Genomic DNA, 26,800 nt, shown 5'->3' with positions numbered 1-26,800 from the left:
CCACCGGTCACGCGTGACACCAGCCCGCTTTGCAGCAACACCGCCTGCCAGCGCAGAGCGGCGCTTGCGCCCTCGACGCGCAGCTCGAGCCGCAGGTTGACGCCCGCGCGCTCGATGTGCGCCAGGGCGAGCAACAGCGCGCCCGCCGGTGTGGCCGAGCGCAGCACGCGCGAGCGGAAGGCACGCGCGTCGCGCCAGCCCGCGAAGCCGCGCCCGTCGAGGAAGACCTGCGGCGTCGCGACGATCTTCGCGCCGGGCTGCGCCTGCGCGAGCGCCTGCTGCCGGTGCGACGATTCGGCCAGCGCAAAGCGGTCCTTCCAGCCCTGGTCGTCGAAGTAGTCCACATGCCAGACGACCGGCACGATCTCGCCATCCGCCTTCAGCCCGTTGAAGAAGCGCTCAGCCGGCGGGCAGGCGTCGCAGCCCTCGGAGCTGAACAGTTCGGCCAGCACGATGTGGCGCGCCGGTGGCGCCAAGCGGCAAACGAGCGCTGGCGCCGAAGCCGCGAGCGCCAACGCGATCAGGGTGCCGGTGGCGAACATGGCGGGCGGGTTCAGAAAGTCCAGTTGGCGCGCAGGTAGACGAAGCGGCCGCGCGGGTCGGCGTAGGTCGGGTCGTAGCCCGCCTGGAAGAAGGACTGTCCGCCGTTGTTGGTGTAGGGCGGGTCGGTGTCGAGCAGGTTCTTCACGCCCAGCGCCAGTTCGAACTGGCGGTTGAAGCGGTAGCTGGCCAGCAGGTCGTAGGTGGTGTAGTCGCTGACGTGGTGGTAGCGGTAGTTCGGGTCCTCGGTGTCGTCGAAGGTGCCGGGCACGTCCTTGTAGCCGGTCTGGAAGTTCTGCGCGAAGGTGGCCGACCAGGGCCCGAGGCGCCAGTTCAGCGCGAGGTAGTGCTTCCAGCGCGGCACGATGCCGGCCGCGTTCGCGCTGGCCAGGCTGTTCGCGTCGGCGATGCCGGGCGAGAACGTGCCATCCAGGTCCTGCACGTCATAACGGCTGAAGTACGTGCCACTCAGGCTCAGGCCGAAGCTGCCGAACTCGGTCCTCGGCAGGCGGATCTTCGCGTCCAGGTCGACGCCCTGGATCTTGGTCTGCCCGAGGTTCAACGCGATCTGGTCGATGCGGGTGATCGGCCCGGGCAGGTTCGGGAAATCCGGCTGCACCGGGCCGCGGTGCACGAGGTCGCCGAAGCGCTCGATGTCGCCCAGGATCGCGGCCACCGGCACGCCGGGGATGATCGTGTTCTTCAGGTGGATGTCGAACGCATCGAGCCCGATCGAGACGCCGCTGACCGGCTCGAGCACCAGGCCCAGCGTCGCGTTGCGGCTGCGCTCGGGTTTCAGATCCGGGTTGCCGCCGGCCAGGATGGGGAACTGCGTCGCGCAGTCGTTCGAGCTGTTGTTGCCGTCGATGCCGCAGCGCAGCGGGTCGCTCTGGCCATTGGCCGTGACGCCGCTGACCTGCGGGCCATACAGGTCGGTCAGGCTCGGCGCGCGAAAGCCCCGGCCGACCGAGGCGCGCACCAGCACCTGGGGCGTGGGCTGCCAGCGCACGCTGGCCTTCGGCGTGGTGGCCGAGCCCGAGCCCTGGTACTTGTCGTAGCGCGCGGCGACGTTCAGCTCCAGCCCTTTCAGGATCGGCGCGTTCAGCTCGCCGAACACCGCGGCCACCTTGCGCGAGCGGTCCACCGGCAGGAAATTGCCGCCGTAGCCGGTGATGTCGCCCGACTGGATCGCCGCGCTCGGCGCCGATTCGTAGGATTCGCGCCGGAACTCGCCGCCCAGCGCCAGGCCGAGCCCGCCGCCGGCCAGCGCCATCAGCTCGCCCGAGCCGCGGCCGGACAGGCTGGTCAGGCTGGTCTGGTTGACGTAGGCGTTGCCGTGGAACTGCGTGGCCTCGGCCAGCGCCTGCACCTCGGGCGTGTTGGGGCCGAAGAAGTTGACCTGCCCGCTGTTGAGCAGCGGCAGGATGCCGCTGTACGACGGGTAGCCATGGTTGACCCGCTCGGTGACCTTGGAGGCGCTGTGCAGCAGCGCGCCGTCCCAATCCCAGCCGGCGAAGGTGCCGCGCACGCCGAGCACGCCGCGCACCGGCTCGATGATGTCGGTGATGTCGCGGTCGCCGGCGAGCACCGCGCGGTAACGCACCAGCACGTCGGGCAGCGCCTGCCCCGCGCCGACCACGCCCTGCACGAAGTCGGTCGGATAGTAGGGCGAATCGGGCTTGAGCACGATGGTCGCGCTGCCGTTGTACGGCGCCACGTTGAACAGCGGGTGGTTCGGCGGCAGCGCGAACTGGTCGGAGATCGGCACCGGCTGGATCACCGTGTGCACCGTGTTGCGGGCCAGCGAGAACTCGCCGAAGGCTTCGAAGTCATGGCCCAGCGGCACGATTGCATTGGCCATGAAGCCCAGGCGTTCGGTCGGCGGGATCAGGCTCACCGACGGCGAGGGGTCGTAGCGGCACACGCCCGGCCCGAACAGCGGGCTGGACACCGAGGGCGCGCAATCCGGCGCCAGCGGGTTGTAGGTGTGGCCGTTGATGACGATGTTGGCCGGGAAGGCGTTGCCCGAGGTCACGTCGTTGTTGTGCGCGACGTTGATGCTCGAATCGGCGAAGTCGCGGTCGCGGCCGTACAGGCCGTCTTCCTTCTGGTAGGTGCCGATCAGCGTCAGGTTGTAGCCGTCGGCCGCGGCGTCGCCATGGCCCCAGACGGCGCTGAAGCGGCCGATCGCACCGTCGCCGTGCGTCGAGCTGCCGTACTCGGCCGAGAACTCGCCGCCGCGCAGGTCGCGCCGCAGCACGAAGTTGATGACACCGGCCACCGCGTCGCTGCCGTAGACCGCCGAGGCGCCGTCCTTGAGGATCTCGACGCGCTCGATCGCCGCCAGCGGGATCGAGTTGACGTCGACCGACACGCTGTCGCCGATCGCCCCGAAGGCGCTGACGCGGCGGCCGTTGATCAGGATCAGCGTGCGCGTGCCCGACAAGCCGCGCAGCGAGGCACTGGCGATGCCACCGGTCGTGGCGCCGGCGGCCATCGACGCGGTGACCACGCCGTTGCTGGTGGCCGCCGAGATGCGCGTGAGCAGCTGCTCGACGTTGGCGGCGCCGGTGGCCTGGATGTCCTCGCGCCGCAGCACCTGCACCGGCAGCGCGGTTTCGGCATCGATGCGCTTGATCGACGAGCCGGTGATCTCGACACGCTGCGGCGCCTGGCCGGCCGCGGGTTCCTCGGCGGCGGGTGCCTGGGCCAGCGCGGGCGCGGCGGCGCCGACGGCGATCAGGGCCAGGGTCCTCTTCACGCTCTTCAAGTTTCCCACGGCGTTCTCCCCACGGATGGATGCATCCGCTTCGCCGCGATCGTAGGAGTGGCCCATTGGCGCCGATGGGCCCATTCGGCCGGGGGCCCATGGGCCCATTGCAGGCGGTCGGCGACCGCGCGCGTCAGTCGTCTTCGCGCTCGCGCCGGCCGCCGCCGCGGCCGCGCTCGTCCGGCTCGACGCCCGGGTCGCGGTGGCACTCGACGCAGTCGGTGAAGTCGCTGATGCCTTCTTCTTCGTGCTCGCCGCGGATGTTGGCCTCGGTGTGCTCGTGGCAGCCGTAGCAGGTGTAGCGGCTGTAGTCGTTGGCCTCGTGGCAGGTCACGCAGTCGGTGTCGTGGTCACGGTCGAGCACGAAGAACCGGTCGTGCTCGAAGGTGGCGGGCTTCCAGCGATCGGCCGTGTGGCACGAGCCGCAGTTGCCCGTGATCTTGCGGTGCAGCTTGTCGTCCGGCGCGTCGTGGCAGCTGTCGCAGCGCTCGCGCACGATGGGGCGCAACAAGGCGTGCGAGAAGGGCTTGCGGCTGCGCTGGCTGAGCTTGGGGCCCTGGTGGTCGCTGTGGCAGGCCACACAGTCCTGCTCGATCAGCTCCTGGTGGAACGAGGTCTTCAGGCCCTTGCGCGGCAGCGCCACGCCCTTGGTCGTGCGCAGGCCGATGTCGGCCGTGGCGTGGCATTCGATGCACAGCGCCGACGCGGCGCCGCGCCAGGGCGCGTGGCAGGCGAAGCAGTCGGTCGCGAGCTCGGCGTGGCCGCGCGACAGGTGGCCGGGGCTGACCATGAACTCGGGATAGGCGAAGACCAGCCCCACCAGCACGGCCAGGTTGGCCGCGATGACGGCGAGCAGCCAGCGGCCCTTCATTTCCAGCCCCAGAACAGGAACACCGCGAGGATGTGGGCCAGCGCGAGCACGCCGAAGGCCAGCGTGATCGGGAAGTGGATCACGCGCCACTTGCGCACCGCGTCGAAGGTCAGGCTGTCCCAGTAGGTGCGGTCTTCCAGCTCCTCGGCCGACAGGCCCTGCTGGCGCATGTGCTGGCGGGCTGCCTCGAGGCGGTGGCGCGAGCGATCGAGCAGGAACTTGCCGGTCAGGCCGCTGGCGACATTGACCAGCATCGCGCCGACGGCCAGCCAGCCGAGGATCGCATTGAAGTGGATGCCGGCATGCACCAGCACCAGCAGCGAGCCCGACCAGGCCAGCGCCTCATGCCAGCGCAGCAGCCGGGCCGGCTGGCCCGAACTGATCAGCTTGCGCTTGCGCAGCGAGTAGCCGAACGAGGCCAGGATCAGCAGCACACCGGGGATACCCAGCCAGCGGCCCAGCCAGGCCAGCGAGAACAGGTGTAGCACGGTGTCGGCCAGCGCCGTCGCGCCGACCAGCAGCCCGAGATAGAGCACGAAGGGCAGGACCTCGCGCCGCATCAACCGGGCTTGGATCGGCATCAGGCCTCCAGCACCAGCGCCGACTGGGGCCGGCCGACGCACAGCAGGCAGTGGCCCGGTGCGATGTCGTGGTCCGGCGGCTCCGCGTAGCTCACCGAGCCGGACAACAGCCGGGTCTCGCAGCTGCCGCAGCCGCCCGAGCGGCAGCCCGATTCGACTTCGATGCCGTGCCGCTCGGCGAAGTCGAGCAGGTTGCCGGCCTGGGCATCCCAGTCCAGCGTGCGGCCCGAGCGCTCGAAGCGCACCTGCAGCGCGGCGGCCACGGTGGGGGCGGCCGGCTGCGCGGTGGGACGGCGCACCGCGGCCGGTCCGAAGGCTTCGTGGTCGATGTCGGCCGCCGGCACGCCCCATTCGGCCAGGCCCGGCACCAGCGTGTCCATCATCGCGGCCGGGCCGCAGACGTAGAACTGGTGGCGCCCGTGCGGCAGCGTCCCGCGCAACAGCGCGACATCGACGTGGCCGGCGTGCTGGTAGTCCACACCCTGCCGGTCTTCCGGCCGGGGCCGGCTGTAGGCCACGTTCAGCGTGAGTTGCGGGTGATCGGCGGCGAGCTGCGCCAGCGCCGTCTTGAAGGCCTGCTCACCGCCGTGGCGAACGCCGTAGTACAGGTGGACCGGCCGGCCAGGCTGCGTCGCCAGGCACCAGCCGAGCATGCTCATCATCGGCGTGATGCCGATGCCGCCGGCCACCAGCACCACCGGCACCGCGGGGTCGGGGTCGATGAAGAAGCGGCCGCCCGGCGCACGCACCTGCAGCACATCGCCCGCGTGCACCTGGTCGTGGAGGTGATGGGAGGCCACGCCCGGCGGCCACGCGGGCTCGCCGGGCGGCGCCGGGACGCGCTTGACGGTGATCCGGTAGTGCGTGGGCAGCGGCCGGTCCGACAACGAATAGCAGCGCGTGACCGTGCGTTGCCCGCCCGGTGCCGACGCGTCGGGCATCGGCAGCGCGAAGGTCAGGAACTGGCCGGGCTTGAACTCGGGCAGCGGCGCGCCGTCGACCGGCTCGAGGTAGAACGAGCACTGGGTGCCGGCGGCGTCCTCGTACTGGCGCGAGGCCACGCGAAAGGCGCGCGTGCCGGGCCAGGCGCCGGTGCTGGGCGCTGGCGGCGCCGCCATGAACGCCGGCTGCGCCGGCCCTGCCGCGGCAGGGCGCCGGCGCCACAGCGCGAGGCCGGCGCCGAGCGCGACCTGCAGCAGCAGCGCGAGAAGAATCCACGCCAGCAACTGGCTGGCGCTCGTGGGCGGAAGGTTGAAGCTGGGCATGGGGCGCCGTGTTGGTCGATTGTGGTCGGGGGCACCACCGGCCGGGCCTGACGGCCGTCAAGCCGGCCGCACGGCGCCCTGCGGGGCTCAGCCGTTCAGACGCTCATCGGCACGAAGTCGGCCTTGCCGACGTTGCAGTCGGGGCAGCGCCAATCGGCCGGCACCTCGGCCCACGGCGTGCCGGGGGGGATGCCGTGATCGGGCCAGCCGGCGGCTTCGTCGTAGACCAGGCCGCACACCATGCAGACGTAGACGTTCATCGTGATCTCCGGGGTTGGGTGAAGGGAAGGGGCGTCAGTCGTCGCCGCGCTCGTGCTCGGCCGTGGCGCCGCTCCAGGCCGAGGCCGGGATCAGGCCGCTGGGCGACTGCTGCCACTGCCAGGCGCCGAAGGCCAGCACGGCCAGCAGCAGCAACGCGGCCACGCCCTTGCGCGGCTGGCGAACGAGATCCGGGCCTGGGCCGGGGAGGCGGCCGGTGAGCATCGGCGCGGCCAGGTTGCGACGCCGCAGCAGGCTCAGGCCGGCGATCAGCGCCAGGTGCGCCAGCACGACGATCAGCACCGTGTTGCCGAAGAACTCGTGCAGCTCCTCGAGCCACTCGCCCCCGCCGAACACATCGCCCCAGTCGTCGTAGACGGCATAACCGCTGAGCGACAGGGGCAGCACCAGTGCGAGCAGGGCCACGACCGCCAGCGCCATCGCCAGGTTCTGGCCCTGTCGCCAGTCGATGCCCCCCGGCGCGCCGCGCCGGGCCAGCGAGCGCAGCCAGGCCGGTGCGCTGCCCAGCTTGCGCCACATCAGGCCCAGGCCGGCATGGCGCGGGCCGAACAGGCCGTAGAGCACGCGAAAGACGAGCAGGCCGGCCATGATGTAGCCGAGCGTGACGTGCATTGCGCGCCAGCGCTCGCCTTCGGCGCTGAGGTAGGCCCCGGCGAAGCTCAGTGCGAAGAGCCAATGGAACAGGCGGGTCGGCGCGTCGGTGACGCGGCGACCCGCGGCCGGCGCAGCCGCGCTGCGTGCCGGGCCGGCAGCCACCGGCTGAAAGGTCGGGTTGGAGCTGGTGGATGACATGGGCGTCCTTTCGTTGAATCAGTCGTTCCAGGCGCGGCGCTGGCGCGCATCGAGGCCGGCGGGGAGCTTCAGCCGGTCGTCGTCGAACTGGCCCTTGTCGGCGCCGATGTGGCAGGCCGCGCAGTTGGCGGCGCTCTGCACGCTGGGCAGCTTCCAGACCGCCAGGGCGATCTCGTCGTGCTTGCGCTCGAACCAGGCCGAGCGGGTGATGCGGTCCTCCGGCGGCGGCGTGGCGCTGACGCGCTTGTAGCGGCCGGCGTTGGCCTGCAGCCAGGTGGCGAGCTGCTGCACCGTGGCCGGATCGAGCGATGCATCGGTGCCGTAGTGCTTGTCCAGCCCGCCCATGATGCGTTGCCAGGACTTCGCCGGCAGCATGCCGGGCGGGTAGGCCGTGTGGCAGGACGCGCACTCGGCGACATAGGCCGGTGGCATGTCGGCCGGCATCTGTCGGCCGCTGTCGGCGCGCGCGGCGCCCAGGACAGCCAGACCGAGCACGGCGGCGGCCAGCCAGGTTCGGGGCAAGGAATCGAGCGTCATGGCATTTCCGGCAGTTGGGGGATGGGTCAGGGCTTCAGGCCGATCAGGTAGGCCATCACGTCGGCCTTCTCGCCGGCACTGCACTCGCGCTTGAGCACGTCGCCGCAATTGCGGCGGAACCACTTGTCGACCTTGGCGGTGTCGGTGAACGTGCGCGGGTTGAAGGCCGGTGCGAGCGGGTCGATCGCCTTGCCGGTGCTGGCGTGCTTGCCGCCGGCGGTGGGCGGGTTGCCGTGGCACGACGAGCAGCTCCACTCGCCGCCGTGCCGGCTGGTGAAGAAGGCCTGGCCGCGAGCCGCCTGGCCGGGCGTGCCGGCCGCGGTGTTCCAGCGCTCCTGCTGCTGCGCGGGCGAGGTGTCGGCGGCGCGCACGGCCATCGGCGCCAGCGCCAGGCCCGTCAACGCGGCGCACAGCAGGTGACGCCAGCTCGGGTTCGGGTGGGTCGATCTCATCGCAACTCCTGGTGGCACCGGCAAGGCGCCGGTCGATGGAGGGCATTCTTCGAGCGCGTGCTTGAAGCAATGCTGAAGGGCGCGTTCATCCACCGTTCAGACTCGCCTGCCCACAATGGCCACATGCCTTCCAGCCGCCTGCCTGCCCCTGTCGACCGCCCCGCGCGGCTGGGGCGGCGTGCGCGCACCGTGCTGGCCGGCTTGCTGGTCGGCTTCGCACTGCTCGCCGCCCAGGCGGGCGAGCGCGGGGACCATGAGCGGGCGCGCGCGGCCGTCCAGGCCGGCGAAGTGCTGCCGCTGCCCACGGTGCTGGAACGGCTGCAGCGCTCCCACCCCGGGCAGGTGTTGGCACTCGAACTCGACCAGGAGGACGGGCGCTGGATCTACGAGATCAAGCTGCTGCAGACCGACGGCCAGTTGCTCAAGCTCGACCTCGATGCGCGCACCGCCGAGGTGTTGACCATCCAACGCCGGCGCGGACCCACCTCACCAGACAGGAGAAACCATGAACCAACGCGATAGCGCAGAACACTACGGGCGGATGTCGATCGGGCTGCACTGGCTGATGATGGCCCTGCTGGCCGCGGTCTACGCGTCCATCGAGCTGCGGGGCCTGTTCCCCAAGGGCAGCGACCCGCGCACGGCGATGAAGGCCTTGCACTTCATGCTCGGCCTGACGGTGCTCGGCCTGGCCGTGGTGCGCCTGATGGCCCGCATCACCGCGCCCACGCCACGCATCGAGCCCGAGCCGTCCACATGGCAGAAGCGGCTGGCCACGCTGATGCACGCCGCGCTGTACGGGCTGATGATCGGCCTGCCGATCATCGGGTGGCTGCTCCTGAGCGCGAAGGGCACGCCCATCCCGTTCTTCGGCCTGGAGCTGCCGGCGCTGATCGCGCCGGACAAGGGCCTGGCGGAGCAGCTGAAGGAGGTGCACGAGGCGCTTGCCACGGCGGGCTACTTCCTCATCGGCCTGCACGCCGCGGCGGCCCTGTTCCACCACTACCTGGTGCGCGACAACACGCTGCTGCGGATGCTGCCCAGCAGGGGGTAGATTCGGCCTCATGAGAATCCTGCTGGTCGAGGACGAGCCCACGCTGCGCGCCCAGCTGCGCGCCGGCCTGCAGGATGCCGGCTACGTGGTCGACGAGGCCGACAACGGCCGCGACGCCCAGCACCTGGGCGAGACCGAATCGTTCGATGCCGCCGTGCTCGACCTCGGCCTGCCGGTGCTCGATGGCCTGAGCGTGCTCAAGCGCTGGCGCGAGGCCGGCATCACGATGCCGGTGCTGATCCTCACCGCGCGCGACAGCTGGCACGAGAAGGTCGCCGGCATCGACGCCGGCGCCGACGACTACCTCGCCAAGCCCTTCCACATGGAGGAGCTGCTGGCGCGGCTGCGCGCCCTGATCCGCCGCGCCCAGGGCCTGGCGTCGCCGCTGCTGCGCTGCGGTGCGCTGGCGCTGGACACGCGCAGCGGCCGCGTCACGCTCGATGGCCAGCCGATCAACCTGACCAGCCACGAGTACCGCCTGCTGTCCTACCTGATGCACCGGCCCGGCAGCGTGGTCTCGCGCACCGAGCTGACCGAGCATCTGTACGCACAGGATTTCGACCGCGACTCGAACACCATCGAGGTGTTCATTGGCCGCCTGCGCAAGAAGCTGCCTGCCGAGACCATCGAGACCGTGCGCGGCATGGGCTACCGGCTGGTCGCGCCGCCGTGAGCCCGTCTCGCCACCGCTGGACGCGCTCGCTGCGCTTTCGCCTGCTGGCGGCCACGCTGGTGGCCTTGCTGGTGGCCCTGCTGCTGGCCGGCGTGCTGCTCGCCGGCCTGTTCCGCGAACACGTGCAGGGCCAGTTCGCCGCCACGCTGCGCACCCAGCTCGACCAGCTCACCGCGCGCCTCGAGTTCGATCCGGCCGGCCGGCCGGTGATCGACCCGCAGGCGCTGACCGACCCGCGCTGGTCCAGCCCGTACTCCGGCCTGTACTGGCAGCTCGATGCCGCCGGTGCCACGCCGCAGCGCGGCGTGCTGCGCTCGCGCTCGTTGTGGGATGCCGAGCTGGTGGCCGAGGCCGACGCACTCGCGCCCGGCGCGGTCCACGTACACGAGATCGCCGGCCCCGGCGGCACGCGGCTGCTGCTGGTCGAACGCACCGTGCGGCGCGACGACCCGGCCCGCACGCCGTGGCGGCTGCTGGTGGCCGCCGACCTGCGCGAGACCGACGCCGCCGTGGCCCGCTTCAACGGCGTGCTGACCGTGTCGCTGGCCGCCTTGCTGGGCCTGCTCGGCGCCGCCGCGGTGGCGCAGGTGGCCGTGGGCCTCGCGCCGTTGCGCGCCCTGGAGCGCGCGCTGGCGGACGTGCACGAGGGCCGCGCGGCACGGCTGGAGGGGCGCTTCCCCGCCGAGGTGCAGCGCCTGACCGACGACTTCAATGCCGTGCTCGACCGCAACGCCGAGGTGGTCGCGCGGGCGCGCACCCAGGCCGGCAACCTGGCCCACGCGATCAAGACGCCCCTGGCGGCGATGGCACAGGCCGCCGACGCGGCGCGGCAGCGCCCCGAATCGGCCGCCGAGCTGGCTGCGCTGGTGCAGGAGCAGGTGGCCGTCGCGCGGCGCCAGGTCGACTGGCACCTGGCGCGCTCGCGCGCGGCCGCGGCGCAGGGCGTGCCGGGCGCGCGGGTGGCGCTCGCGCCGGTGTTCGCGGGCTTGTGGCGCGTGCTGCAGCGGGTGCACGCCGAGCGTGGCCTGATGCTCGCCGGCGGGCCGATCGACCCGGCGCTGGCCTTTGCCGGCGAGGCGCAGGACCTGCACGAGATGCTCGGCAACCTGCTGGACAACGCCTGCAAGTGGGCGCGGCACGAGCTGCGCGTGTCGGCGGCGCCGCTGGCCGATGGCCGGCGGCTGCGCATCGTGATCGACGATGACGGCCCCGGCATCGACGCCGGCCGCCGTGAGGCGGTGCTGGCGCGCGGGGCGCGGCTGGACGAGTCGGTGCCCGGCAGCGGCCTGGGCCTGGCCATCGTGCAGGAGCTGGCAAGCCTGTATGGCGGCGAACTGGCCCTCGGCCGCGCCGACGCGGGCGGCCTGCGGGCCGAGCTGACCCTGCCGGCGGCGCCGGCCGTCAGCGCCCCAGCAGCCCCTTGAAGACACGCCCGACGCCCTCGACCACGCCTTCGAGGCTGACGCCCAGGGCTTCGGCCAGGCCGGTCGCGAAGCGCATCGCCAGGCTGTCGTTGATCGAGAAGCCGGGGTCGTCGAGCCGGCCTTCGAGCGTGAACCTCAGCTCGATGCGGTCCTGCCGCTTCAGCGCCACGAGCGCGGCCTGGCGCGACATGCCTGCGAAGCGGTCGAGCACGCCGGGGCCCTCGGCCAGCTCGAGCCCGGTCAGCGTGATCTGGCCCGGTGCCTTCAGGTGCTGGTCGTGCACGCGGGCGTCGAGCGTCAGGTCGAGCAAGCCCTTGCGGATGCCGCCCTCGGCCACCTTGAGCAGGTAAGGCTGCAGCGCGAGCAGGTCGGCGCCCTGCAGGCGCGCTTTCAACTGCGCCTCGCGGGTGGCGGGGGTCAAGGTACCGTCGAGCGACAGCCGGCCGTCATGGGTCGGGCCCTTGAAGACGGCATCGAGCTCGATCTGCATCGCTTCGTCGAGGGCCGGCAGCGCCAGCGTGTCGAGCGTCGCGTTCAGGTCGGCCAGCCGCACATGGTGCGGCCGCGGCAGGCGCAGGCTGGCGTCGTAGAGGTCGACCTGCACGTGCCGGAGCTCGACGTGGTCGATCCGCACGCGAATCGGCTCGGCCGGTGCGCTGGCCGCAGGTGCCGGCGCATGCGCGGCGGACTCCAGCATCGACGGCAGCACGCGCAAGCGCCCGTCGCGCGTGCGCAGCAGCACGATGCGCGCGTCTTCGATCTCGATGCGCTGCACACGCCAGGCGCCGCTGAAGACGCTGCCGAGGTCGGGCCGCACGTGCACGGCACGCGCATACAGCTCCTCCTCGGCCGGCCAGCCGGGGCCGGCACCCGCACGCAGCTCGCGCACCGTCAGGCCGGTCAGGCCGAGCTCGATCGCGCCGACGCTGGCGCGTGGGCCCAGTGCCTGCAGCAGCGCGCCGTTCAGGCGTTGCAGCGCGACGCGGTAGACGACGAACAGCGCCGCGAGCAGCGCGAGCACGATCAGCGAAACGATCAACGGGCGACGGTGAGACATGGTGGCATTGTCGGTGGGGCCGACAATGGCTCGCGATGAACACCCGTCCGGTCTCGCAGGGCCAGGCGCCGCGGCTGCTGGGCGTCGATTTCTCCAGCGCGCCGCGCGCGGCCAAGCCCATCGTCGTGGCCTGGGGCCGCTGCGCGGGCGCCGTGCTGCGGCTCGAGGCGATCGACACGCTGCCCAGCCTGGAGGGCTTCGAGCAACTACTGCACCGACCCGGCCCCTGGGTCGGCGCCTTCGACCTGCCCTTCGGCCTGCCGCGCGAGCTGGTCGAGTCGCTCGGCTGGCCGGCCGAATGGCGCGCGCTGATGCAGCACTATGCGGCCTTCAGCCGCGACGAGATCCGCGCGACCTTCGCCGCCTTCTGCGCGGCGCGGCCGGCCGGCGCGAAATTCGCCCACCGTGCCTGCGACGGGCCGGCCGGCTCGTCGCCCAGCATGAAGTGGGTCAACCCGCCGGTGGCCTTCATGCTGCACGCTGGCGTGCCGCGCCTGATCGACGCCGGCGTGCACCTGCCGGGCCTGCACGCGGGCGACCCGCAGCGCGTGGCGCTCGAAGCCTACCCCGGCCTGCTGGCGCGCGAGCTGATCGGCAGCCGCTCGTACAAGAGCGACGACAAGGCGCGCCAGACCCCCGAGCGCCTCATTGCCCGCAAGGACATGGTCGACGCGCTCGAGCAGGGCCGCACCCGGCTCGGCTTGCGGCTGAAGCTCACCCATGCGCAGCGCGACGCGCTGGTGGCCGACGCGAGCGGCGACCGGCTCGATGCGGCGCTGTGCCTGATGCAGGCCGGCTGGGCCAGCAGCCGACCGAACTGGGGCCTGCCGGCCGACCTCGATTCGCTCGAAGGCTGGATCGTCAGCGCGTGACGCGCGCCCTCTGCCACGGCTTGTTACAGTCGGCTCAGGTTGTGGGGGGACGGGATTGAACTTGCTGCTGGTGGATGACCACGTGCTGTTTCGCGATGGTTTGGCGATGCTGCTGGCCCACCATTGGCCGGCCTGGCGCCTGCACTGCGTGGGCACGATCGCCGAGGCGCTGGCCGCCGTTGGCGAGCATGCGGATCTGGATCTGGCCGTGCTCGACCTGGCGCTGCCCGACAGCGCGGGGCTGGACGGCCTGGTGCGCCTGCGCGAGGGCGCGCCGGAGCTGACCGTCGTCGTGGTCTCCGCCGACGAGCGGCGCGAGACCGTGCTCGCCGCGATCGACGCCGGCGCCGCCGGCTTCATCGGCAAGACGGCCGACACGGCGGTCTTCCTGGGGGCCTTGCGCACAGTGCTCGGCGGCGGCGTGTGGCTGCCGGCCTCGGTGGTCGGCGAACCGCCGGCATCGTCGGCCGCTGCGGACGAGGCGCTGCAGAGCCTCACGCCCCGCCAGCGCGAGGTGCTGTGGCGGATCCTCGAAGGCAAGTCGAACAAGCACATCAGCCGCGACCTCGACATGGCGCCATCGACCGTCAAGACCCACCTGGCCGAGATCTACCGGCGGTTGGGCGTGCGCTCGCGCACCCAGGCCGTGGTGGTGGCAGCCCGCCTGGGACTGCGGCTGGAGCGGGTCACACTGGCACGTTGAGACGGTCGGCTGCCAGCAGCCCGGCCAGCGCATCGACCAGCCGCGCGCCGTCGAAGGGCTTGTGCAGCACCGGCACGCGCAGCGCGGCCTGGCGCGCCAGGTCCTGCGGTGCGGTGCTGCCGGTGATCAGCACGGCGGCGACGGGCAAGGGCGCGCCCGCGCGCACGAGCGCGATGCAGCCAGCGCCGTCGCCGTCGCCGAGATGGTCGTCGCAGACCAGCGCGTCGGGCCAGTTCTGCGCCTCGGCCAGGTGGGCCGAGAGCGCGGCATGGCCGTCGAAGGCCCGGACGCGCGCACCACGCCGCGCCAGCAGCTCGGCCAGGGCCTCACGCAGCGGGGCTTCGTCCTCGACCAGCCAGATGGTCGGCTCGCCCGGCCATGGCGCCGGCGCGGCCGGGGCGGCGGCGGGCCGGGTTTCTTCGCGCGGCGCGGGCTCGGCGCGCGGCAGCTCGACCCAGAAGCACGAGCCACGGCCGAGGCGCGACCGCACGCCGCGCGCGTGGCCGAGTTGCCGCGCCGCGCGGTCGACGATCGCCAGTCCCAGCCCCAGGCCCTTGCTTCGCCGGCCGGCGGGCGAGGGCAGCTGCGCGAACTCCTCGAAGATCAGGCCGTGGTGTTCGGGCGCGATGCCCTGGCCGCGGTCCCAGACCTCCAGCCGCACGCCCTGCGCGCCGCTGCGTCGCACGCCCACGAGCACGCCGCCGCGCTCCGTGTAGCGCAGCGCATTGCTGACGAGGTTGCGCAGGATCTGCTCCAGCAGGGCCGGGTCGCTGTGCACCCAGGCGCTCGTCGGCCGCAAACGCAGCGTCAGGCCGCGTGCCTGGGCATGCGCCAGCTCGTGCCCGGCCACCGCGTCGAACAGGGCCTGTACGGCGACCGGGCGCCGGTCCGGCGGCCGCGTCGGTGCGTCCATGCGCGACAGGTCCAGCAGGCGGTCGAGCAGCGCCCCGAGCGTCGAGGCCGCTTCGTGTGCGCGCTCGACCAGCGCACGCAGGGCCGGTGCCATCGGCGTGCTGCGCGCCATCTCGAGCAGCAGGCCCAGCGTCGCGGCCGGTTGGCGCAGGTCATGGCTGGCGGCCGCGAGAAAGCGCGTCTTGGCGGCGTTGGCGGCTTCGAGCTCGCGTGTACGCTCGGCCACGCGCTGCTCCAGCCGATGCGTCAATCGCTCGGCCTCGTCCATGCTGGCGATCATCCGGTCGAGCAGGATCAACGCGTTGACGCTCAGCGCCACCGGCATCACGTAGGCCAGCGCGAAGGTGTGCGTGATCGGCAGCCATCCGTTCTGGAACATGTAGTCGTGCACCCCGGCCGCGACGCAAGCCAGCAGGCTGGCCGCGAGCACGTAATGCACGCGTCCGCCGGCGAGGTGGGCGGCACGCCAGATTTCGCGCACCGCCAGCAGCGCGAGCCCGATCACGAACGGGTAGACGACCACCCGCAACGCCTGCACGGCCGAGGTCGGCGTGGCCGCCGCGAGCAGCACGGGCGCCGCCATCGCCAGGCCGAGCCAGCGCGGGGCGCCGCGCCCCGGGGTCAGGCTGCGCGCGTAGGCGAACAGCAGCAGGGCCGTCCATGGCTGCGCGCAGAAGAAGGCACGCTCGACGATCCAGGCGGGCGCGCCCGGCAAGTCGCCGAAGTAGCTGTAGTTGCGCAGCGCCCCGATCAGCCCCAGCGCGCCGAACAATCCCAGCGACACCTCGCGCGGTCGGCGCCAGCGCACCATCAGCATGGTCAGTGCGATCACCATCGTGGCCATGTTCGCCGTGCGCGGCACTTCGCGCTCCCAGACGAGGCCCATTTCGTGCCGCTGCCGCATCAGGCCGGCCGGGCCGAGCTCGACGACCGACAAGCCGCCGCGCACGTTGTAGTCGACCTCCAGCCGCAGCTCGTTGCTGCCGGCGCGCAGAAACTGGGACGGCAGGTCGATCAGCGCCGGCACCGGGCCTCGCCGATTGCGGGCCGGTTCGTCCTGAACCGGCGTGCCGTTGATCCACAGCTGCCGTGTCGGGCTGACGCGGGCCAGCCGCAGCGCCCACAACCCTTGCGGAGCGGCCGGCAGCTCGAACTGCAGGAGGTACTCGCCATGACCGCTCGTGTGGCCCAGGCGCGTCCCCCAGGCATCGGGCAGCAGCACCTCGCGCGCGGGATCGTCCGGGCGGGCGCGAAAGGCCGCCGTGGCCAGCCGCTGCACCGCCGCATCGCCTGCCGGCGCGCCGGCGTCCGGCGCCGGCGCGGTCTCGGGCGCGTGCCGCCAGGCCCACAAGACGCCCAGCACCGCGAGCACCAACGCCACGGCCCAGGTTCGGGCCCCACGGCCCCGCGCGATCGATGTCATGGCGCCGAGTATCCGGGCACGCGCGGGTGAGGTGCGAGTCCGGCCCTCAGGAGCAGGCGTCGGACCCGGCGCTGTAGGTGCCGTTGCCGATGGTCGCCGAGTTGCCCGACACCGAATACGACTCGCGATACGGGCCCTCGCTGATGGTGCCCGAGTCGTAGTTGTAGTCGCTGTTGCCGGTCATCTGCTGGCGGGTGATCGTGTAGGTCACCGAGCTGCTCGAGTTGTCGACGGTGTAGCTGATGTCGCTGATCAGGCATGACCCGCCGTCGAACGAAAGCGTGCGGATCTCGCCGCTGCCGCTGGCGCTGCTGCTGCCGCCGGAGAAGGTCCAGCTGGTGGTGAGGCTGCTGCTGTACCAGGTGCCCGCCAGCGGGTTGGCCGGGCCGGCGTCTTCCCCGCCGCCGCAGCCGGCGGTGCCGGCCAGGGCCAATACCGCCAGCGACATGCACAACGCGCGGCCCTTCGACAGGGCCTTCGAAATCCTGGCCCCGGCTGTCGAGGCGGGCATGGCAACGAGATTCTTCATCATGAGCTCCGTGGAGGGTGAGGGATGCGTGCCCACCTCCGGCGGGGCACGTGCAGTCACGTTAGGAAACCGCTGCGGCCGCAGGCATCGGCCATTCGGTGGATGCCGCCACAATGCAGCGCATGAACAGGGCGGATGCGCGGATTCCTTCACGGCGCTTGGCAGCCGCTCGCCGGTCGTCCGCCGTGCCGAATGAGCGGGCACGCTGAGGCCTGGTTCGCCCGCCGCGGCTGGCAGGCCTTTGCCTTCCAGCGCGAGGTCTGGTCGGCGATGGCGGCCGGCGAGAGCGGCCTGCTGCACGCCAACACCGGCGCCGGCAAGACCTACGCGGTGGCCTTCGGCGCGATCGACCGCATCGAGGCGGCTTCCGGCCGAGGCGCGCCGCCGCTGTCCGTGCTGTGGATCACGCCGATGCGCGCGCTGGCGGCCGACACGCTGCGTGCGCTGCAGTCGCCGCTGGCTGAACTGGTGCCCGCGGCGACGCTGGGCCTGCGCAGCGGCGACACGCCCTCGGCCGAGCGCGCCCGCCAGGACAAGCGCTGGCCGACCGTGCTCGTCACGACGCCGGAGTCGCTCAGCCTGATGCTGACCCGGCCGAACGCTGAAGGCGAATTGCGCAGCGTGCAGACGGTGATCGTCGACGAATGGCACGAACTGATCGGCAGCAAGCGCGGCGTGCAGGTGCAACTGGCGCTGGCGCGGCTGGCGCGCTGGAACCCGGGCCTGGTCACCTGGGGACTGTCGGCGACGATCGGCAACCTGGGCGAGGCCATGGCCACGCTGCTCGGGGGCGATGGCGGGCGCCTGGTGCAGGGCCGCGTCGACAAGACGCTGGTGATCGACACGCTGCTGCCCGACGAACCCGGCCGTTTCACCTGGGGTGGCCACCTGGGCGCGCAGATGCAGCCGGCGGTCGTGCGCGAGATCGAGGCCAGCCCGGGCACGACGCTGATCTTCACCAACGTGCGCTCGCAGGCCGAGATCTGGTACCAGCTGCTGCTCGCAGCGCGGCCCGACTGGGCCGGGCAGATCGCGCTGCACCACGGCTCGCTCGACAAGGCCGTGCGCGAGTGGGTCGAGGCGGGGCTGAAGGCCGGCACGCTGCGCGCGGTGGTCGCGACCTCGTCGCTCGACCTGGGCGTCGATTTCCTGCCGGTCGAGCGCGTGATCCAGATCGGCTCGGCCAAGGGCATCGCCCGGCTGCTGCAGCGCGCGGGCCGCTCGGGCCATGCGCCGGGGCGGCCGAGCCGGGTCACGGTGGTGCCCACGCACACGCTCGAGCTGGTGGAAGCAGCGGCCTCGCGCGAGGCCGCGCTGGCCGGCCATGTCGAGCAGCGCCGCTCGCCCGACAAGCCGCTGGACGTGCTGGTGCAGCACCTAGTCACCGTGGCGCTGGGCGGCGGCTTCACGGCCGACGCGCTCTTCGACGAGGTCCGGCGTGCCTGGGCCTACCGCGGCCTGGCGCGCGACGAGTTCGACTGGGCGCTGGCCTTCGTCGAGCGCGGCGGCGTGAGCCTCACCGCCTACCCCGAGTACCACCGCGTGCGCTGGGTCGAGGAGGAGCAGAAGTACCGCGTGCCCGACCGCGGCATCGCGCTGCGCCACAAGCTGCAGGTGGGCACGATCGTCGGCGACACGGCGATGAAGGTCGCATGGCTGTCCGGCGGCACGCTGGGCACGATCGAGGAGAGTTTCATCGCGCGCCTGTCGGCGGGCGACTGCTTTGTCTTCGCCGGCCGCGTGCTCGAGTACGTGCGAACCCGCGAGATGACCGCCTACGTGCGCAAGGCCACCAAGCCCAAGGGCCGCGTGGCGGTGTGGAACGGCGCGCGGATGGCGTTCTCCACCGAGATGGGCGATGCGGTGCGCACCGCGCTCGAGCGCGCCGGCAGCGGGCCCGGCGGCAGCCTGGTGCTGGACAGCCCCGAGCTGAAGGCGGCCGGCCTGATGCTCGATGCGCAGCGGCGCCTGTCGCGCCTGCCCGAGCCGGGCCGGTTGCTCGTCGAGCGCTACCGCTCGCGCGAAGGCCACCACCTGTTCGTCTACCCGTTCGCCGGCCGCAACGTGCACCTCGGCCTGGCGGGCCTGCTGGCCTGGCGGCTGGCGCGCGACGAGCCCAACACCTACTCGCTGGCCTTCAACGACCTCGGCTTCGAGCTGCTCGGCGCCAAGCCGATCGCGACCGAGGCGCTCGAGGCCGGTCATGCCTTCGCGACCGACCATCTGCTCGACGACCTGCTCGCGAGCCTCAATGCACGTGAGCTGGCGCAGCGGCGCTTTCGCGAGATCGCCCGCGTCGCCGGCCTGGTCTTCACCGGCTACCCCGGCGCCAGCAAGGGCGCGCGCCAGCTCCAGGCCTCGTCGTCGCTGTTCTACGAGGTGTTTCGCAAGTACGACGCCGGCAACCGGCTGCTCGCCCAGGCCGAGCAGGAGGCCTTGTCGCAGGAGTTGGAGCTTGCCCGCATGGGCCAGGTGCTGGAGGCGCTGGCCGCGCAGCGCATCGCCTGGGTGGAGCTGCGCGCGCCAAGCCCCTTCGCGCTGCCGTTGATGGTCGAGCGGCTGCGCGAGCGCCTGACCAACGAGAAGATGGCCGACCGGCTGGCCCGCATGATCGCCGAGGCCGAGCAGCGTCTCGACGCGCCGGCGGACACGCGGCGGCGCGGGCCCCGCTCCTACAATCCGACGCCAACATGAGCCCATTCGGCAAGGCCTGGCGCCTCGCAGCCAAGACACGGCTGGCGACTTACCTGATCGCACTGTGGCAGTTGGTGCGCCACCCCGAGACGCCGCGCGCCGCCAAGCTCGTCGCCTGGGGCGTGCTGGCCTACGCGCTGAGCCCGATCGACCTCGTGCCCGATTTCATCCCGGTGCTCGGCCAACTCGACGACATCATCCTGATCCCGCTCGGCGTCGCGCTGGTCGTGCGCCTCGTGCCCCAGCCGCTGTGGCAGGCCTGCCTGCGTGAAGCCGAAGCCCGCGCCGAACGCCTGCCCAGCCTGTGGTGGGGCGCGCTGCTGATTGTGCTGGTGTGGCTGGCGCTGCTCGGGTTGGTCGTCTGGTGGGTGGCGACGACGGTGTCAGCAAATCCTTGATGCCGGCGGCGACGGCGGCCCGGTAAGATCTGGCGCCTGAAAATAGCCACCCAGGGAGGGGAAATGCGAGCTATTCGAGCCTGCGCGACAGCGCTGGTAAGCCTGTGCCTGTTCTTGAGCGCCTGCGGCGGCGGCGATCGGGGGGTGACTCCCCCTGCGGAGTTGCCGGGCGCCATCAGCATCGCCGGCACCACCACCGTAGAGGCCGATGCACCGACGCCGTTCAGCAGCGATGTTGAGACGGCGGACGATCGATTGACGTTCACCTGGGATTTCGGCGACGGCGGCACGAGCCGCGAGCCGTCACCCAGTCATCAGTTCCGGGCCCCCGGTGAGTACGAGGTGACGCTGACAGTCAGCAACGACGCGGGCGACTCTCGACGCGCTGCGCTCAAGGTCACCGTCGGCCACTACGCGATGGTGCAAGACCTCTTGTGCAGCGGCCCGGACCAGAAGGGCTGGTGCTGGCAGCGACCGCGGCCCATGGGCAACACGATCGAGGACATTGCCTTCGTCGATGCGACGACCGGCTGGGCGGTCGGTGAGGCCGGGCAGATTCTCAAGACGGTGGATGGAGGCACCACGTGGTCGGCGCAGGCATCGCATGTGACCGATCGCTTGATCAAGGTTCGGTTCGCCAGCGCCACCGTGGGTTGGGTGGCGGGCGACAACGGTGCACTCCTGCGGACCAGCGATGCCGGTGCCACGTGGACGCGCCAGACTTCGGGCATGAGTCAGCCGTGGGGCTCCTACAACGTGGGGCTGGTGGTTCTGGATGAGCAGCGCGCGGTCGTGACGCCAGGGTATTGGGGCTCGCGTTCAACCATTGACGGAGGGCAGACCTGGATCGACGCCGCGGTGACGCCGAACCAGGTGACCGCGGACGGCACGCTGTGGGAGATGGACTTCTACTGGCTACGCAAATCCGGCAATCTTGGCGCCGATGAATCGACCGTATCGTTCGACGGCAGCCTGGCTGGGCAGTATCTGCGACGGTTCACGATGGGCAGCGAGCGCCATGGTCTGCTGATGGTCTACGACTGGAATACCTCGACCGAGTTGATGAGGCGAACCTCTGACGGTGGCGCGTCGTGGATGACGATTGCCGCCACTGGCCTGCCTGGCGATGTGAGCTATCTGAAGCTCTTCGGCGCCAATGATGCTTGGGCCGTGGCCAGCGGGGGCATGTATCGCAGCACCGATGGGGCCAGTTCATGGATACCCGTCGCGCGCCCGACGGGCGCCTCCTACTGGGAACTCGACGCGCTCAGCGCCCAGGACGCGCAGACGGCGTGGTTCCCCCACGAAAACGGCTACTACTTGACCAGCGATGCGGGCGCGCACTGGACCTGGCTGCACGTCGAACAGGAGCCGTCTTGGCCGACGAGCCTGGCGAGCAGCGCGGGTGCCTTGTGGCTCCGCTACTCGGAGCGCATGTACCGGTCGACCGATGGCGGCACCACCTGGACCCAGGTGTTCGGTGCAGCGCCCGATGAGAGCGCGTCCGGCTTGAGTGCTGTGTGGTTCTTCGACAGCAAGAAGGGCCTGGCAGTGGGCACGGGGGGCTGGATGTTCGAGACGGCCGACGGTGGCCGGCAGTGGGCGCGCAAGTCACTGACGGGGCAGCCAGGCTACCTCAACAGCAGGCTGCAGTTCCAGTCGTCGTCGTTGGGGTGGATGTCGGGCGCCTGGGGTGTCAGCAAGACGACGGACGGCGGTGCAAGCTGGTGGTCGCCATTGACGAGCGCCGGGTTCGCGTACGTCGAGGACTTCCACTTCGTCGATGCCAGGAACGGCTGGGCCATCTCGAATCGGCAGGACGTTTACCGGACCACCGATGGTGGCGACAGCTGGAGCTTGCAGGCGAGGCTGCCCTCGTCCAGCCTTGGCGTGCGTTTCGTTGACGACAGGGTGGGGATCGTCGTGGGCTATGGCGGGGCGATTCGCCGGACCAGTGACGGCGGCGCGACCTGGAGCCTGCGCCCGACCGATGTCTTCGCGGACCTGCGCCGCGTTGCGTTTGCCGATGCGAGCACCGGCTGGGCCGTTGGCGACGGTGGCGCGGTGGTGATGTCTGCCGATGGTGGCCTGACGTGGTCGCGCGTGCCAGTCCCGACAGCGGCCAACCTGCACGATGTGACTTTCGTCGACCCGATGCACGGCTGGATCGTGGGCGACGGGGGCACGGTGCTGGCCACTGCGGATGGCGGCACTACCTGGAGTGTGCAGTCCAGCGGCTCGGCGCTGGGAGTGTTGAGTGCCTTTTTCCTTGACGCCTATACCGGCTGGCTTGTCGGCGAGGGCAGCGCGGTGCTGGCCACTGCCACCGGCGGGCGCTGATCTCCGGGGCGGGACGCTTTCGCTGACGGCTACTTCACACTGACCCAGCGCAGCTCGGCCGTGTCGTTGGCCCACTGCACGAGGCTGACCTTCTTCGCCATCGCCCAGGTCAGCGTTCGGCGGTACAGCGGCACCATCGGGAGATCCTCGCCGATCAGGCGCAGCGCGTCGCCGGTCAGCGCGCGGCGGCGAGGCAGGTCGGGCTCGATGCGGATGGCGTCGATCAGGGCGTCGAGCCGCGGGTTGCTGTAGTTGCCGGCGTTGAAGGTCCCGGCGCCCCCGGGGCCGCGGGTGTGGAACAGCGCAAACAGCGTCGACCACGGGTCGGGCTGGGGCGTGAAGCCGAACTCGACGAAGCTCGCGCTGGCCTGGCTCAGCTTGGGGAAGAACTGGTTGGTCGGTGACGAGCGCAGCGCCGTGCGGATGCCGACCTGCGTCAGCATCGCGGCGGCGGCCTGGCAGACGTTTTCGCGGTAGGCGATGTTCACGCAATCGAGCGTGACCGAAAAGCCGTTCGGGTAGCCCGCCTCGGCGAGCAGCGCGCGGGCCTTCGCGGGGTCGTAGGGCAGGCGGCGGTCGAGTTCGCGTGGCGAGCCGTCGAGCAGCGGCGAGACGAAGGCGCCGGTCGGCCTGGCCTGGCCGCGCAGCACCTTGGCGACGATCAGGTCGACGTTCAGCGCGTGGTAGACGGCGCGGCGCACGCGCAGGTCCTTGAAGGGGTTGCGGCCCTTCAGGTTGGAAAATTCGAGCTCGTCGCGCTGCTGGTCGAAAGCCAGGTACTGCTCGCCGATGTCGGTCGTCTGCGCGAGCTTGAGCTGGCCCTCGCGCTTCAGGCGCTCGACGTCCTGGAATGGTGGGTCGAGCACCAGATCGACCTCGCCGGAGGCCAGCGCCGCCAGGCGCGTGGCATCGGAGCGGATCGGCACGAAGCTGACCTCGTCGACGTTGCCGTTGCGCTTGTCGCCGCGGCCCCACCAGACGGGGTTGGCCTTCAGCACGGCCCTCACGTCGGGCTCGTAGCGCTCCACCTGGTAAGGGCCGGTGCCGTTGGCGTTGCGCACCGCGAAGGTTTCCTGCTGGCCGGCGAAGTCCTGCGCCTTCTCGACACCGTGCTTCACCGCCCAGGCACGGCTCATGATGCACCAGTACTGCAGCTTCTCGGGCAGCATCGGGTCGGGCGCGGCGAGCAGCAGATCCACCGTCAGCGGGTCGAGCGCGCGGGCGCCCGTCACGCCCTGGAGCTGGAAGCCGCGCTGCGAGGGCGGCGCGAGCGCGCGCTCGACCGAGAAGACCACGTCGTCGGCGGTGAAGGGCGTGCCGTCGTGGAACTTCACGCCAGGGCGCAGCTTGAAGCGCCAGGTCGTCGGGTTCGGCTGGCTCCAGCTCAGTGCCAGCGCCGGTTCGAGCCTGAAATCGGCATCGCGGCCGACCAGCGATTCATAGACCTGGTAGACGACGCGCGAGTGGTACAGCAGCGCCAGCGCATGCGGGTCCATCGTCTGCGGGTCGAACCCGCTGGCGATGCGCAGCGTGGCGGCTTGGGCGGGCAGCAGGCCGGCGGCCAGCAGCAGGGCGCCGGCCAGCCGGCGCGCAGTCGAGAGCAGCAGGGGCATGGGCGGCGGGCCTTCGGTGCGGTTCCGCCGCAGTGTCGGGGCCGCGGCCCCGCGCTGTCAAAGGTTGGCCAGCAGCAGTTCGTTCCAGAGGAAGGGCTGGATCATCGCCCACCACTTGCTGGACAGGTCGATCGGCACGGTGTGGCCGCCGTTCGGCGTGGGCACCTTGGTGCAGCTGTCGCCGGCATTGTTGAAACTGTCGCAGGTGGGCACCACGTTGCCGTCCCAGGTGGCGCCGGTCGTGCCATCGGTCGGGTCGGCGTGGAACATCAGCACCGGCGCGTCGGAAGCGTCGAAGTGCAGCAGGCCGCTCGAATCGAACTGGTCGTCGATCAGCGTCGCACCGGTCGAGACCACCGCATTGACCTTGGCCGAATAGCCCGTGTAGTCGTTGGACGTGCCGGTGAGCTCGTCCGCCTGTACCGCATCGATCAGCCCCAGGGCCCCACCTGCCGAGGTGCCGACGATCGCGACGCGCGTGGTGTCGATATGGTAAGTCGCGGCGTTCTTCTTCAAGAAGCGGATGGCGTTCATCACGTCGTCGGCGGCCTCGACGATCGCGGTTTGCCGCAGCTCGGGACTGTCGGTGTTGTTGGGTGTCAGCCGGTAGTTGACCGAGGCGGTGACGAAGCCGGAGCTGGCGTAGCTCAATGCGTCGGCAGTACGGTCTTCCTTGCCGCCCGAGTTGAAGCCGCCGCCATGCACGAACACCACCAGGGGCATTGGCGTGACGCTGGTCGCGTTCGGCGGGACCCAGACATCCATCAGCAGCGTCAGCGTGCCGGTGCCCAGCTCGCTCGCCTTGCGGGCGTCCGAGGTGTACTGCGCGCCCGCGGCATTCGGCCGCTGCGAGAACTCGATGTTGCCGTGACTCTGGATCTGCGCCGCCTGGAAGACCGCCGACTGGAAATACTGGGCAACGCCCTGGCTGCCGTTGCCGCCGCCTCCGCAAGAGGCGAGCATGCCGAGCAGCGACAAGGTCAGGGCAGAGAAGTAGGTACGCATGGTGGGAGCATCCGAGTCGGGATTGGCGGTATTGTGACCAGCCCAGGCAACGCGCATGCCCACGAGACTGTTGTCGGTGGTGAACGGGTGTTACGTCAAGATTTGTGTCGCGCCGCGCCTGCCCTCGGGGCGCGTGGGGGCTCACTTCCTCATCAGCGTGCTCTTGCCGAAGAGGCTCTCGATCAGGTCGACTGCGATCGTGGCGGTCTTGTTGCGAACGTCCAGTGCCGGGTTCAGCTCCATCACGTCGAGGCTGGCCATGCGGCCGGTGTCGGCAATCATCTCCATGCACAGCTGGGCTTCGCGGTAGGTCGGGCCGCCGGGCACGGTGGTGCCCACCCCGGGCGCCACGTCGGGGTCGAGGAAGTCGACGTCGAAGCTGACGTGCAGGTGGGTGTTCGCGTCCAGCGTCGCGAGCGCCAGCTCCATCGTGTGGCGCATGCCCATCTCGTCTATGTAGCGCATGTCGAACACCTCGAGCCCGACCTCGTGGACGAATTTCTTCTCGCCCGCGTCGACCGAGCGGATGCCGATCTGGCGGATCCACTTCGGGTTGATCGCCGGCACCTGGCCGCCGATCTCGATCAGCTCTTTCGGGCCATGGCCGCACAGGCAGGCCACTGGCATGCCGTGGATGTTGCCGCTGGGCGTGAGCTCGTGGGTGTTGAAGTCGGCGTGGGCATCGAGCCACAGCACGCGCAGCTTCTTGCCGGCGTCTCGGCAGTGGCGCGCCACCGCGCTGATCGAGCCCAGGCCCAGGCAGTGGTCGCCGCCGAGCAGGATGGGCATGCGCCCGCCGGCGAGCTCGCTGTAGACGGCCTCGTGCACCAGCCTGTTCCAGGTCACCACCTCGTCCAGGTGGCGGTAGCCCTCGACCGGCGCCTGCCAGGGATTCGGCGGGCCGTTGAGGTTGCCGCGGTCGATCACCTCCAGCCCATGGCTCTCGAGGATCGGGCCGATGTTGGCCACGCGCAAGGCCTCGGGGCCCATGCTGGCGCCGCGCGCGCCGGCGCCGATGTCGGTCGGCGCGCCGATAAGGGAGACTTTCTTCAGCATGGCGGCGATTGTGCGGGTTTCGGCCCGGAGAAGAATGCGTCCGATGGGCCGTCAGGCCGGATTTTCGTCGGCCTCGTCGAGGCCGTAATCTTCGGCCAGCACATCCCATGCCTCGTCAGCGGTTTCCACGAAACGGAACAGCTTTTCGTCGCCCGGGCTGATCATGCCGGTCTCGATCAGCAGGTCGAAATCGATCAGCCGCGTCCAGAACTCGCGGCCGAACATCAGGATCGGGCGGCGGCGGCACTTGCCGGTCTGCATCAGCGTCATCGCCTCGAACAGCTCGTCGAGCGTGCCGAAGCCGCCGGGGAAGCACACCAGCGCGACCGAGCGCATCAGGAAGTGCATCTTGCGCAGCGCGAAGTAGTGGAACTGGAAGCACAGCTCCGGCGTGATGTAGGGGTTGGGCTGCTGTTCGTGCGGCAGCACGATGTTCAGGCCGATGCTCTTGCCGCCGATCTCGTGGGCGCCGCGGTTGCCCGCTTCCATGATGCCGGGTCCGCCGCCGGTGCAGACGTAGATCGGCCGCGCCATCCGGCGCGAGCGCTCGGTGACCAGGCTGGCGAAGCGCCGTGCCTCTTCGTAGAAGCGGCTCATCGAGACCTGCATCTCGGCGCGCCGCACGGCCGCCGCGTCGCCGGCCGCGCTGGCATCGGCCAGGCGCGCGTCGGCCACCTCGCGTGGCGGGATGCGCGCGCTGCCGAAGATCACCACGGTGCTGCGCACGCCCTGGGCTTGCTGGACCATCTCGGGTTTCAACAGCTCGAGCTGCATGCGCACCGGCCGCAGCTCGGGCTGCAGCAGGAAATCGGTGTCGGTGAAGGCCAGCCGGTAGCTGCTCTCGGGCCCGCCGTAGAGCGCCGGCGGGGTCACGGCCTGGGCCTCTTCCTCGGCGCTGGGGAAATTGCGGGCGGTCAGGTCGACGGGGGTGTCCATCCTGGGTGGTCGATGCACTGAAAG

General features: G+C 71.0%; 25 protein-coding genes. 9 read left to right on the top strand and 16 right to left on the bottom strand.

Features of this window, described 5'->3' with window-relative positions; all coding sequences use genetic code 11:
* From VJ693_RS07970 to VJ693_RS07930, 9 genes are all read right to left on the bottom strand, one after another.
* On the bottom strand, nucleotides 1-542 hold a 542-nt coding region (locus VJ693_RS07970), incomplete at its 3' end, for a DUF1223 domain-containing protein (protein WP_324153083.1).
* An 11-nt stretch (nucleotides 543-553) separates the two neighbouring features.
* Nucleotides 554-3,319, bottom strand: coding sequence for a TonB-dependent receptor (locus VJ693_RS07965; protein WP_324153082.1), 2,766 nt, complete (start codon nucleotides 3,317-3,319; stop codon nucleotides 554-556).
* Nucleotides 3,320-3,443: 124 nt separating this feature from the next.
* Nucleotides 3,444-4,181 (bottom strand): cytochrome c3 family protein, encoded by a 738-nt coding sequence (locus VJ693_RS07960; protein WP_324153081.1) that lies wholly within the window; start codon nucleotides 4,179-4,181, stop codon nucleotides 3,444-3,446.
* The gene (locus VJ693_RS07955) at nucleotides 4,178-4,762 is read right to left on the bottom strand and encodes a hypothetical protein (protein ID WP_324153079.1); all 585 of its coding nucleotides are present in this window, start codon (nucleotides 4,760-4,762) and stop codon (nucleotides 4,178-4,180) included. The genes VJ693_RS07960 and VJ693_RS07955 overlap by 4 nt, the downstream gene beginning before the upstream one ends.
* Nucleotides 4,762-6,027: a 2Fe-2S iron-sulfur cluster-binding protein gene (locus tag VJ693_RS07950; RefSeq protein ID WP_324153077.1), complete on the bottom strand. Its 1,266-nt coding sequence runs from the start codon at nucleotides 6,025-6,027 to the stop codon at nucleotides 4,762-4,764. Before VJ693_RS07950 ends, VJ693_RS07955 begins: the two co-directional genes overlap by 1 nt.
* A 95-nt stretch (nucleotides 6,028-6,122) precedes the next feature.
* Nucleotides 6,123-6,287 carry a rubredoxin gene (locus VJ693_RS07945; RefSeq protein WP_324153075.1) on the bottom strand — a complete coding sequence of 55 codons (165 nt, stop codon included), beginning with the start codon at nucleotides 6,285-6,287 and terminating at the stop codon, nucleotides 6,123-6,125.
* 34 nt (nucleotides 6,288-6,321) lie between these two features.
* Nucleotides 6,322-7,098, bottom strand: a complete 777-nt coding sequence (locus VJ693_RS07940) for a cytochrome b/b6 domain-containing protein (RefSeq protein WP_324153073.1) — start codon at nucleotides 7,096-7,098, stop codon at nucleotides 6,322-6,324.
* Between the two features lie 18 nt (nucleotides 7,099-7,116).
* Nucleotides 7,117-7,635, bottom strand: coding sequence for a diheme cytochrome c (locus VJ693_RS07935; RefSeq protein ID WP_324153072.1), 519 nt, complete (start codon nucleotides 7,633-7,635; stop codon nucleotides 7,117-7,119).
* Nucleotides 7,636-7,661: 26 nt separating this feature from the next.
* Complete coding sequence (locus VJ693_RS07930) at nucleotides 7,662-8,087, bottom strand: DUF1924 domain-containing protein (RefSeq protein ID WP_414652240.1); 426 nt, start codon at nucleotides 8,085-8,087, stop codon at nucleotides 7,662-7,664.
* A 123-nt stretch (nucleotides 8,088-8,210) separates the two neighbouring features.
* Here VJ693_RS07930 and VJ693_RS07925 point away from each other — a divergent pair, with 123 nt between their 5' ends.
* From VJ693_RS07925 to VJ693_RS07910, 4 genes are read left to right on the top strand one after another with little or no spacing between them, the layout of a single operon-like run.
* Nucleotides 8,211-8,609, top strand: a complete 399-nt coding sequence (locus VJ693_RS07925; RefSeq protein WP_324153070.1) for a PepSY domain-containing protein — start codon at nucleotides 8,211-8,213, stop codon at nucleotides 8,607-8,609.
* Nucleotides 8,593-9,141 (top strand): cytochrome b, encoded by a 549-nt coding sequence (locus tag VJ693_RS07920; RefSeq protein WP_324153069.1) that lies wholly within the window; start codon nucleotides 8,593-8,595, stop codon nucleotides 9,139-9,141. Before VJ693_RS07925 ends, VJ693_RS07920 begins: the two co-directional genes overlap by 17 nt.
* 10 nt (nucleotides 9,142-9,151) lie before the next feature.
* Entirely contained in the window at nucleotides 9,152-9,814 is a 663-nt protein-coding gene (locus VJ693_RS07915; RefSeq protein WP_324153067.1) for a response regulator transcription factor, read from the top strand.
* A complete protein-coding gene (locus VJ693_RS07910; RefSeq protein WP_324153065.1) occupies nucleotides 9,811-11,238 on the top strand; it encodes a sensor histidine kinase in 1,428 nt (475 codons plus the stop codon). The genes VJ693_RS07915 and VJ693_RS07910 overlap by 4 nt, the downstream gene beginning before the upstream one ends.
* Here VJ693_RS07910 and VJ693_RS07905 read toward each other — a convergent pair.
* Nucleotides 11,216-12,295 (bottom strand): DUF748 domain-containing protein, encoded by a 1,080-nt coding sequence (locus VJ693_RS07905; protein WP_324153063.1) that lies wholly within the window; start codon nucleotides 12,293-12,295, stop codon nucleotides 11,216-11,218. The genes VJ693_RS07910 and VJ693_RS07905 overlap by 23 nt on opposite strands.
* Nucleotides 12,296-12,330: 35 nt before the next feature.
* Here VJ693_RS07905 and VJ693_RS07900 point away from each other — a divergent pair, with 35 nt between their 5' ends.
* Entirely contained in the window at nucleotides 12,331-13,167 is an 837-nt protein-coding gene (locus tag VJ693_RS07900; RefSeq protein WP_324153062.1) for a DUF429 domain-containing protein, read from the top strand.
* A gap of 55 nt (nucleotides 13,168-13,222) precedes the next feature.
* A complete protein-coding gene (locus tag VJ693_RS07895; RefSeq protein ID WP_324153060.1) occupies nucleotides 13,223-13,870 on the top strand; it encodes a response regulator transcription factor in 648 nt (215 codons plus the stop codon).
* Here VJ693_RS07895 and VJ693_RS07890 read toward each other — a convergent pair.
* Together VJ693_RS07890 and VJ693_RS07885 are read right to left on the bottom strand one after the other, a co-directional pair.
* On the bottom strand, nucleotides 13,854-16,205 hold the full coding sequence (locus VJ693_RS07890) for a hybrid sensor histidine kinase/response regulator (RefSeq protein ID WP_324153058.1): 2,352 nt from the start codon (nucleotides 16,203-16,205) through the stop codon (nucleotides 13,854-13,856). The two genes, VJ693_RS07895 and VJ693_RS07890, sit on opposite strands and share 17 nt — an antisense overlap.
* 46 nt (nucleotides 16,206-16,251) lie before the next feature.
* The gene (locus VJ693_RS07885; RefSeq protein WP_324153056.1) at nucleotides 16,252-16,734 is read right to left on the bottom strand and encodes a hypothetical protein; all 483 of its coding nucleotides are present in this window, start codon (nucleotides 16,732-16,734) and stop codon (nucleotides 16,252-16,254) included.
* A gap of 192 nt (nucleotides 16,735-16,926) precedes the next feature.
* Between VJ693_RS07885 and VJ693_RS07880 the strand changes: the two genes are divergently transcribed.
* From VJ693_RS07880 to VJ693_RS07870, 3 genes are all read left to right on the top strand, one after another.
* The gene (locus VJ693_RS07880) at nucleotides 16,927-19,428 is read left to right on the top strand and encodes a ligase-associated DNA damage response DEXH box helicase (RefSeq protein ID WP_324153055.1); all 2,502 of its coding nucleotides are present in this window, start codon (nucleotides 16,927-16,929) and stop codon (nucleotides 19,426-19,428) included.
* Nucleotides 19,425-19,826 carry a YkvA family protein gene (locus tag VJ693_RS07875; protein ID WP_324153053.1) on the top strand — a complete coding sequence of 134 codons (402 nt, stop codon included), beginning with the start codon at nucleotides 19,425-19,427 and terminating at the stop codon, nucleotides 19,824-19,826. The genes VJ693_RS07880 and VJ693_RS07875 overlap by 4 nt, the downstream gene beginning before the upstream one ends.
* A 63-nt stretch (nucleotides 19,827-19,889) precedes the next feature.
* Nucleotides 19,890-22,166, top strand: coding sequence for a YCF48-related protein (locus VJ693_RS07870; RefSeq protein ID WP_324153051.1), 2,277 nt, complete (start codon nucleotides 19,890-19,892; stop codon nucleotides 22,164-22,166).
* Between the two features lie 29 nt (nucleotides 22,167-22,195).
* Here the strand turns inward: VJ693_RS07870 and VJ693_RS07865 are convergent, their stop codons facing one another.
* From VJ693_RS07865 to VJ693_RS07850, 4 genes are all read right to left on the bottom strand, one after another.
* Nucleotides 22,196-23,779 (bottom strand): ABC transporter substrate-binding protein, encoded by a 1,584-nt coding sequence (locus tag VJ693_RS07865; RefSeq protein WP_324153050.1) that lies wholly within the window; start codon nucleotides 23,777-23,779, stop codon nucleotides 22,196-22,198.
* 57 nt (nucleotides 23,780-23,836) lie between these two features.
* Nucleotides 23,837-24,784, bottom strand: coding sequence for an alpha/beta hydrolase (locus VJ693_RS07860; protein WP_324153048.1), 948 nt, complete (start codon nucleotides 24,782-24,784; stop codon nucleotides 23,837-23,839).
* A gap of 141 nt (nucleotides 24,785-24,925) precedes the next feature.
* On the bottom strand, nucleotides 24,926-25,840 hold the full coding sequence (gene rocF, locus VJ693_RS07855) for an arginase (protein WP_324153047.1): 915 nt from the start codon (nucleotides 25,838-25,840) through the stop codon (nucleotides 24,926-24,928).
* A 51-nt stretch (nucleotides 25,841-25,891) separates the two neighbouring features.
* The gene (locus VJ693_RS07850) at nucleotides 25,892-26,776 is read right to left on the bottom strand and encodes an LOG family protein (protein ID WP_324153045.1); all 885 of its coding nucleotides are present in this window, start codon (nucleotides 26,774-26,776) and stop codon (nucleotides 25,892-25,894) included.
* Nucleotides 26,777-26,800: the final 24 nt, after the last annotated feature.

Origin of the sequence: Ideonella sp. (assembly GCF_035254525.1) — a bacterium.
Classification (GTDB): Bacteria; Pseudomonadota; Gammaproteobacteria; order Burkholderiales; family Burkholderiaceae_C; genus Ideonella.
The sequence above is the reverse complement of the archived record's forward strand: the minus strand, read 5'-3'. Positions and strand labels throughout refer to the sequence as shown.